8 protein-coding genes and 1 riboswitch are annotated in these 7,606 nt (G+C 64.3%); of the genes, 4 read left to right on the top strand and 4 right to left on the bottom strand.

The genetic code is table 11. The features are described 5' to 3' along the window. The coding region (locus VGL40_08895) for a hypothetical protein (GenBank protein HEY3315371.1) at positions 1-447 on the bottom strand (447 nt) is incomplete at its 3' end. Between the two features lie 199 nt (positions 448-646). On the opposite strand from VGL40_08895, the gene VGL40_08890 reads away from it, so the two are divergent. Both VGL40_08890 and VGL40_08885 read left to right on the top strand, forming a co-directional pair. Beyond that, positions 647-1,171 carry a DUF2148 domain-containing protein gene (locus tag VGL40_08890; GenBank protein HEY3315370.1) on the top strand — a complete coding sequence of 175 codons (525 nt, stop codon included), beginning with the start codon at positions 647-649 and terminating at the stop codon, positions 1,169-1,171. 174 nt (positions 1,172-1,345) lie between these two features. After that, positions 1,346-2,176 carry a hypothetical protein gene (locus VGL40_08885; protein HEY3315369.1) on the top strand — a complete coding sequence of 277 codons (831 nt, stop codon included), beginning with the start codon at positions 1,346-1,348 and terminating at the stop codon, positions 2,174-2,176. A gap of 149 nt (positions 2,177-2,325) precedes the next feature. Here VGL40_08885 and VGL40_08880 read toward each other — a convergent pair whose 3' ends face one another. Together VGL40_08880 and VGL40_08875 are read right to left on the bottom strand one after the other, a co-directional pair. Continuing rightward, a complete protein-coding gene (locus tag VGL40_08880; GenBank protein HEY3315368.1) occupies positions 2,326-3,558 on the bottom strand; it encodes a hypothetical protein in 1,233 nt (410 codons plus the stop codon). Between the two features lie 238 nt (positions 3,559-3,796). Further along, on the bottom strand, positions 3,797-4,432 hold the full coding sequence (locus VGL40_08875; protein HEY3315367.1) for a DUF998 domain-containing protein: 636 nt from the start codon (positions 4,430-4,432) through the stop codon (positions 3,797-3,799). A 303-nt stretch (positions 4,433-4,735) separates the two neighbouring features. Between VGL40_08875 and VGL40_08870 the strand changes: the two genes are divergently transcribed. After that, a complete protein-coding gene (locus tag VGL40_08870; GenBank protein HEY3315366.1) occupies positions 4,736-5,677 on the top strand; it encodes a polysaccharide deacetylase family protein in 942 nt (313 codons plus the stop codon). Positions 5,678-5,746: 69 nt separating this feature from the next. Further along, entirely contained in the window at positions 5,747-6,598 is an 852-nt protein-coding gene (locus tag VGL40_08865; GenBank protein HEY3315365.1) for a GNAT family N-acetyltransferase, read from the top strand. 72 nt (positions 6,599-6,670) lie between these two features. Here VGL40_08865 and VGL40_08860 read toward each other — a convergent pair whose 3' ends face one another. After that, positions 6,671-7,258, bottom strand: coding sequence for a folate family ECF transporter S component (locus tag VGL40_08860; GenBank protein ID HEY3315364.1), 588 nt, complete (start codon positions 7,256-7,258; stop codon positions 6,671-6,673). A gap of 77 nt (positions 7,259-7,335) precedes the next feature. Beyond that, positions 7,336-7,451, bottom strand: a riboswitch (THF riboswitch). Between the last annotated feature and the right edge of the window lie 155 nt (positions 7,452-7,606).

The following is a 7,606-nucleotide window of genomic DNA, read 5'->3' as shown; positions in this document are numbered from 1 at the left end:
GTCGTCCTGGACGGCCTCCTGGAAGTACCGATGGTCGCCGACGTAGACGAATTGCCCGCCGGGTGGGGGGGCGGCGCCGGCGTAGTCCCACCCGTCGGCGCGAGTCGCCCAGATGTCCGTGTAGACCGGGTTGCTGGCGAGGAGCTGAACCAGGACCGGCTCGGCCTCGGCCCGATTCTGGAGGACGAAAGCCGGCTGGATCGATAATGTCTCCAGCATGACGTGGGTCGAGGTGAGAAAGGCGTCGATGGCGCCGGCCACGGCCCGGCTACTCATCTTGGCCCTGGTCTGGGCCGCCTTGCGGGCTTCCCCGAACTCGTGGAAGGACGTGGACAGGAGAGTGATCACCAGCGCCAGACCCAACGAACAAAGGAGCGCGCCGACTGGGATGTTGGCCGCCCTTCGACGAATCAGCCCCAGCAGGTGACCGGCAAAGCGCAAGTTCACGTCCCCCGTTTGAGAGCGGATGGCTCGTCGGGTCACGTTCTTTAGATGGAAATGCCAGGTCATTCTCTACCAATCCAGGTAAATCCTGCCGATAAAGGGCCGCTCTCCGCGGCCGTCGGGCCTGTCTGAAGGTCATTCGGCCCCCGGCGCTGAATCATCCGTCCAGGCCAGTATCCGGCCAAGAGAAATGGAGTGGTCGATGGTGGAAGAGATCCTCAAGAGCGTGGCCCAACTCATGGACCTGGCCGCCCGGACGGCCCCCAAGACGGGTGGCAAGGATTTCGTCGTGACCAAGGTGGTCACCGGCAAGGATCTGAAGAGGCTCGGCGCCGAGATGAAGAAGTATGGCCAAGAGACCGGGAAGAAGAACTTCGATCGCGACGGCCAGAACGTCGCCGACTCAGGCGCCCTGCTGCTGGTCGGGATCAAGGAGGCCAAGTTCGTCGGCCTCAACTGCGGAGCCTGTGGCCGCGAGAAGTGCACCGACCTCGAGGCGGCCCACGAGGGGCCGGAGTTCGCCGGGCCCTTCTGCGCCTGGCGCTACGTCGACCTCGGCCTCGCCCTGGGCAGCGCGGCCAAGACCGCCGGCCTGCTCAACGCCGACAACCGGATCATGTATCGCGTCGGCGTGACCGCCAAGAAGCTCGGCCTGGTCGACGCCGACGTGGTCGTCGGGCTACCGCTGTCGGCCACCGGCAAGAGCATCTATTTTGACCGCGGCTGAGGCCGACCCGCGATCACTTGGGCCCGTGTATTCTGCGCGGTTTATGTTCAGATGGCTTAAACCTTCGTTAACAATCCGGCAACATTTTGGGGCTAGAGTATTACCTGCAGGTGAGGCAACGTGGGAAGCCTCCCTGGCGAAGGCGGATCAAGACCCCAAAGGGAGGTCGGACGAATGGGGAAAGCAAGAACCGCTTTGATCTTGGCCCTTGTGGCGGTCATGGCGGTGGCCGGAGTCGCCTACGCAAGCCCGGCGCCGACCGGCGGAAGTGATCAGACCGCGGCGAATCTGGCCGCCAAGCTCGACCCGGCGGCGCAACAGCAGGCCAAAGACAAGCTGGCTGAGTTGAACGCCATCCGGGCTCAGGCCGCGGACCTTGACGCCCAGCTGCGGACAGTCCGCCAAGAAGCGGCGACCCTCCAAAGGGAGATCCGAGGCACCCAGCGTGACGGAACCCAGAGGGTCAGGACGGCCAAGCAGGAGCAGATCCAGTACAGCCAGGGCGTCGTCAAGCCGTTGCTGGACCACATGAAGCTCCTCCAGACCCAGCTTCGTGAGGCCAAGAAGGCCGGGAACCAGGAGCTTGTCAAGGGCCTTCAGGCTCAGCTGGCCGCCGTTCGCGAACAGCTGAAGGCGAAGCGCCAGGAGGCTCAGGGGCTCGGCCAGAAGCTGAGGGACCTGTGGACTGGCCTCAAGGCCAAGGGCGAGACCATCAAGACGGCCATCGCCCCGCTCAAGGAACTCCGCGACAAGACCAAGGCGTCCATGACCAGTCTCCTAGAGGCCCAGAAGAAGCTGGCTACGGATCGGAAGGACGCGGTGAAGGCCGCTGAGGACAAGGATTCGGCCGGGGCCCTGGCCGCCCTTGACCGGGCCGTCGCCGACGCCAAGCAGGTCGTGGCCCAGAAGACCGCCCTGGTTGAGCTGGAGAAGCAGGCCGGGACGATCCTGAAGAACGCGGTCGACGCCCTGAAGACCCAATCACCGTCGCCGGCACTGTCGTAGGCAACCTCATAAGCAGACTCAGAGGTACCCTCCTCTCCAGTCAGATAAAGCAAACAACCCCTCCGCGCGGACGGAGGGGTTGTTTGCGACTGCCGGCCAAGAAGGATGAGGAGGGTGGGAGGCCGTGGCCGGCCGCCCTCATCCGCTTCTCAATTGACCAGGTAATGCTTGGGCAGTCTTCCCCGACGGGCTTCGTAAGCCAGGTAGATAAAGGCCGATTCGGCCGAATGCCACTGCGGGTCACGTTGCGCCTTGACCACCGCGGCCCGGAGGGTGTCGATGGCCGCGTCGGCGCGCTGTGAATCGCCCATGACCGTGGCCACGTAGGCCACGATGGCCCAGGGGGTGACGTCCATCCGGCTGACCCAGTCCTCGTGGTACTTGTTGAGGGCCGCCCAGAGTCCCTGGGCCCGCGGATCGCTCGGGCTGATCAGGCCGTCGAGGATGGGGAAGACCTGGCTGACCGCGTCGGGGTACCATGTCCGCCAGTTGACCCGGGCCCGCCGCCCGTTCTGATCCAGGTACCAGTAGAAGGTCTTGGTCTTGGCGTCCCAGAGACGGTCCAGGATGCCGTCCTTGACCCGCTGGGCGGCTACGCCGTACCCGCGAGCCAGGTCGGCCAGGTCGAGGCGGCTCAGGAGGGCCGAGAAATCCTCCAGCCCCCGGTAGTTCTCGGAGTTGTCCATGAGGTACTTCTTGGGGTGGTCGGCCTTGGCCCAGACCAGCCCGTCGTCATCCTGAAGGGCCAGGATGACGTCGGCGACGAGCTTGATATTGGCGACGTGTCGGCGGGCGAAGGTCAGATCGTTGGTCGACGCCGTGTAGTCCTCGACCAGCGACAGGAAGGTCGACGCATAGCTATCGGCCGAGTCGTATTCGCCGGTGGGCTGGAAGTCGGACTTGGCCGCCGGGCCGTACTTCGGCGCGATGATGATCCTCGTCTGAGCCTCGGCCGACGCCACCCGGACGTCCGGGGGCGACGTTATGGGGACCCCGGCATAGTTGTAGATCGTCCCGAAGAGTCCCGACGAATCAGGCTTGTTGACGTGACTCAGGTACCATTCCATGTAATCCCGCACGGCCCGCGGGTTCTCGCGGACGAGCGCCAGGGCGGACAGGTTCGCAAAGTAGGGGATCACCGAATCCCCCCGATAGGTCTGGGCGATGGCCCCGTCGGCCGTCTGGCTCTGCATGATCCAGCCGTACTCGATCGACATCATGTAGTCCAGGCTCGGTTCGGACGACGAGGTCAGGGTGGGATTGGGCAAGCCCCTGAGGAGGCGCCAGGAGGCCGGCAGGAGGAGCCCGACGGCCAGAAACAAGACAAGGGCCGACGAGATCGCCCGCTGATGACGATTGATTGTGGCGACTGGTGTCTGCATCTGGACATCTCCCTCGGACCAAGGCGGGGGGCTATGACGACGGCAAACGTCGTGAACCGGCGGCGGGCAGTCTGACTTTTCTGGCCCGTTGATCAATGAACATTTCGGCGGGACCGACAAAAATCCTGCTATCTTGGGTGATAGCAGGATCTGGGGCGGCGGCCAAAATGGAGGTCGTGGTCATCCTCCCTCCGTGCTTAACCGCCGCCAGCCGGTTTGCGGTTCTAGCGGTGCCGGCCTAGCCGGGATCCGAGGTCGGCCCGGAGGAATCGGCTCGCTCAAGCTGCGCAGCGTTGGCAGTCAGTAGAAGTATGTACACGATGAAGATGGCTATGGTGACCCACTCGGCAAGCGGCGCGTTGGCAAATACGCCGTAGACCAGACTCACGGCGGCCGCGGCAAAGCCGAAGACTCCGACTCCCCTCCAAAAACGAGGATGGCGCAGTAGGGCCGTGTTGGCGAAGCTGAGAAACCAGGTCAGGCCGATAGTGAGGAACATCGAAAACCGGCTGTGTAGCAGGGGATACTGGCCGATGTTAAACGCCGCGGAAAGGATGAGGGCGATCGAGGAAGAGGCTCCGGAGACCTGAGCGATAGTCAGGAGCCTCCCGAGCACCCTATCTCCGGTCCGCCATGCGTTCAGGCCCATGTAGAACACTATTAGCAGGAGGCCCGTGACAACGCAACCGGCGTTGTAGAAAATCGAACCGCTGGGATTGACCAGCGCGTTCCCGAGGTCGCTCAGCCAGTTGTGGACGGGGTCGTACTGCAGAGGGTACGCTACATAGGAGGCCAGCGTGAACATTGGATAGAGCAGTGCTGCCAGGAATGCGGCGTATCTCGCCATTCTCCTGGTACGGTCCCTGGTTATCATTGCCTTCCCCCCATGGCGGCGCAACCCACCGCCGGGCGACCCTCAGCCTATCCCGGACCGCTGAGCGCCGCTTGATTGCTCTAGGGTAGGTTCAAAGCCGCCGAGCTCCGGGTGGCGATTGCAGCCGCTTATTTGGGCCTCACATTGAAAACCTTGCCTCACATCAATTCGACGCGACGCGGCGTCACCCTGCCGTTCTTCCCCCAACCCCCCCCTGGACCCGCCCAAGCTACTACGCTTTCCCTGGAACTCTTAGCGCTCTTCCTCAGTCTAAGGCTAGTGAACATAAAGAGGGGAGAGCCTATGAGCCAGATCAGAAAGAACCGCAGCGCCATCACCCTAATCCTGCTGGTCGCCTCGGCCGCCTGGGCGTTCAGCGTCACCTTTGAGAACAGCGGGCTGGCCCGGGCCAACGCCCTTCTGGAGGAGTCCGGGTCTCAACTCAAGGACGACTACTCCCTGGTCGAGCTGCAGAGCGCCACGGTCGCTGAAGAGAACATCGATCTTCAGGCCCGTCTGTTCGAGCTTCAGGCGAGGCTGGCCGAGCTCGAGCGGGTCAAAGCCGAGGAGACGACCCCGCCGTTGCCGCACCGTGAGCAGAACCGCCCAACGGTCCGGACGGCCTACCTCACCTTCGACGATGGACCGAGCCAGAACACCGCCAAGGTCCTCGACATCCTCAAGGAGTATGGGGTCAAGGCGACCTTCTTCGTCTGCGGCAACCCGAGTGAGTTCGGGCGCAACATGTACCGCCGGATGAAGGACGAAGGCCACGCCATCGGCAACCACACCTACAGTCACAACTACCGGACCATCTACGCCTCCGTCGACGCCTACCTGGCCGATGCGAGGAAGCTGGATGACCTCGTCCAGCAGACCCTCGGCGAACGCCCGACCCTGATGCGCTTCCCGGGCGGGTCCGACAACCGTGTCTCCTGGCAGTTCGGCGGCAAGAAGCTGATGTCCGAGCTGACCGAGAGGGCCCTCGCCGAGGGCTACTTCTACGATGACTGGAACGACTCGGGCCAGGATGCGGCCGTCCAGACCCAGGACAAGGCGACCATCGTCCGCTCGGTGCTGGCCGGTGCGGCCCACCGGCAGGCCGTCATCGTCCTTCTCCATGACAGCAGCTCGAAGACGACCACCCCGGAAGCCCTGCCGGAAATCATCGAAGGTCTCAGGGATATGGGCTACACCTTCGCCACCCTTTCGCCGAGCACGTTCAATGTTCAGTTCACGTATTGACCCCGGTCTTTCGATAATTGAATCGAGGGACGTCACGAGGCCGGCCCGGGCCTTTGGGGGGGCGGCGTGTTGATCCGACGGTACCACCCTGACGATCTGCCCGAGGTGATGCGCCTCGTCCGCACGGATGAGGTGGTCACCACCGAGCGGGTCAAGGAGGTCCTCCGAGACTACCAGACCCTCGTCTTCGACGAAGGCGGGACGGTCGTCGGACTGGCCTGCCTCCAACCGCAGGGCAAGGGTCGGTACAACCTGAGGATGTACACCGATCCGGGCGCCCGCCGGCGGGGGGTGGGGCGCGACCTTTACGCCGCCTTGGAGTCGCTCCTCGCCGAAGCGCCGCCGACCCGGGTCACGGCGATGTACCGGGCCGCCGCCGACGACGCCCGGGCCTTCTTCGCCCGCCGGGGGTTCGGCCTCTGGTACGCCATGAACCAACTGGTCTACCGCGGCCCCGGCTTTCCCGAGCCGGCCGTCGAGGTCGAACCGTACGAGGACCGTTACTTCGACCGCCTCATCCGGCTGAACAGCGAGGCCTTCTACCCGGTTCGAAAACGGCTCGGGCTCGAGCCCGCGGCGGTCTATCGCCGGCAGAACACCGCCGAGTATCGGGCCCACCTGGCCGAGAGGCGGGGCGACATCTTCGTCGTCCACGTTTCTGGCAACCTGATCGCTGGCGGCATCGTCGACGGGGAGGTCATCGACACCGTCGCCGTGGCCCCCAAGGCCCAGAGAGAAGGGTTCGGCAGGGCCCTCACGCAATTCTGCGTCAACCTCATTCTCAGGCGGGGCAAGCCGGCGGTCAGGACCTCGGTGGTGGCCGGCAGCGTCCCCCCGCAGAACCTCTACGCTTCACTCGGCTTCGAGGTGTCCTGTGTCTACGAGTGGGTCTCGCGTCGGCCGGTGGACCTGGCCAAGTGACCAACGGAACGGCCGGAAACGAGGCGGCCCTTCGGGATTCCCGAAGGGCCGCCGCCTTTTGGCTTGGTTCCGTCAACCTACCGTCGGTCCGTTGGTGCTCGGTTTTTTGGCCAGGGCCGCCAGGCTGACCGGCATGGCCTGGGCGGTCAGCGAGACCAGGGCGGCCGAGATCGGGATGAGCACCAGCCGGGCGATGATCCGGGCCGGCAGGATGGCGGCCAGGGCCTTGCCGTACATGATGTGGATCCAGTAGGAGTTGAGGACCATCGAGGTGATCACGTCGGAACAGGCGATGGCCGCAAGGTAACGCCAGAAGGCGAGCTTCGCGCGACCTTCCCCGGACCGCTCCAGGCCGACGGTGAAGAGCCTCAGGAACAGGGCCGGTAATACTCCGACCAGGACGGCGGTCAGGGTGAACCCGGGAAAGTACGGGCCGCCCATGGGATTGAGGGCGAACCCCAGGAGGTCCGAGGCGGCGCCGACGGCCGCCCCCCAGACGGGGCCGAGAAAGAGACTGGCCATGATGATCGGGACGTCACCGAAGGAGAGCCGCAGGGCACCCACTCCGGCCAGTGGCACCATGACGCCGAAGAAACGCGTCAGGACCACACTGGCCGCGATGAGGAGCCCCGCGCGGGTGGTACTGTACACCCCACGCATGAGAAAACCCCCTCTTGTCGCGGCAGAGGCCGAGGCCGACTAAAGGGGGGGTTTTTTTAAGGTCCCCACTTGGAGCGGTCAGCGGACGCGACGTCGCACCGCAGAGGCCGGGCCGGAGTTTTGTCGGCCTTCCCCTTTCGTCCCCGGGCGACTTCCCATCCCGGAGCACTTGACGCGCAACGCCTACTCTGCCGTTGAAATTGTTGCGCCTTGAGTATACCAGATGATGCAGGCAGTGGCAACCGACTGAATCCCCCTGTGTAAATCCCCCTGATAGCCGGCAAATCCGGGTGAAGGGCCAGCCTTGCGTGGGTGTCCATAGCCTGGACAAATCGGCGCTTTTGCAGG

This window comes from Bacillota bacterium (assembly GCA_036504675.1).
GTDB lineage: Bacteria > Bacillota > Sulfobacillia > JAJYWN01 > JAJZPE01 > DASXUT01.
This window is presented reverse-complemented; position numbering and strand designations above follow the sequence as displayed.

Excerpts from the sequence above, each read along its gene's own strand:
- VGL40_08885 (HEY3315369.1), top strand. The coding sequence starts at position 1,346 with ATGGGGAAAGCAAGAACCGCTTTGATCTTGGCCCTTGTGGCGGTCATG.
- VGL40_08880 (HEY3315368.1), bottom strand. The coding sequence starts at position 3,558 with ATGCAGACACCAGTCGCCACAATCAATCGTCATCAGCGGGCGATCTCG.
- VGL40_08870 (HEY3315366.1), top strand. The coding sequence starts at position 4,736 with ATGAGCCAGATCAGAAAGAACCGCAGCGCCATCACCCTAATCCTGCTG.
- VGL40_08890 (HEY3315370.1), top strand. The coding sequence starts at position 647 with ATGGTGGAAGAGATCCTCAAGAGCGTGGCCCAACTCATGGACCTGGCC.
- VGL40_08875 (HEY3315367.1), bottom strand. The coding sequence starts at position 4,432 with ATGATAACCAGGGACCGTACCAGGAGAATGGCGAGATACGCCGCATTC.
- VGL40_08860 (HEY3315364.1), bottom strand. The coding sequence starts at position 7,258 with ATGCGTGGGGTGTACAGTACCACCCGCGCGGGGCTCCTCATCGCGGCC.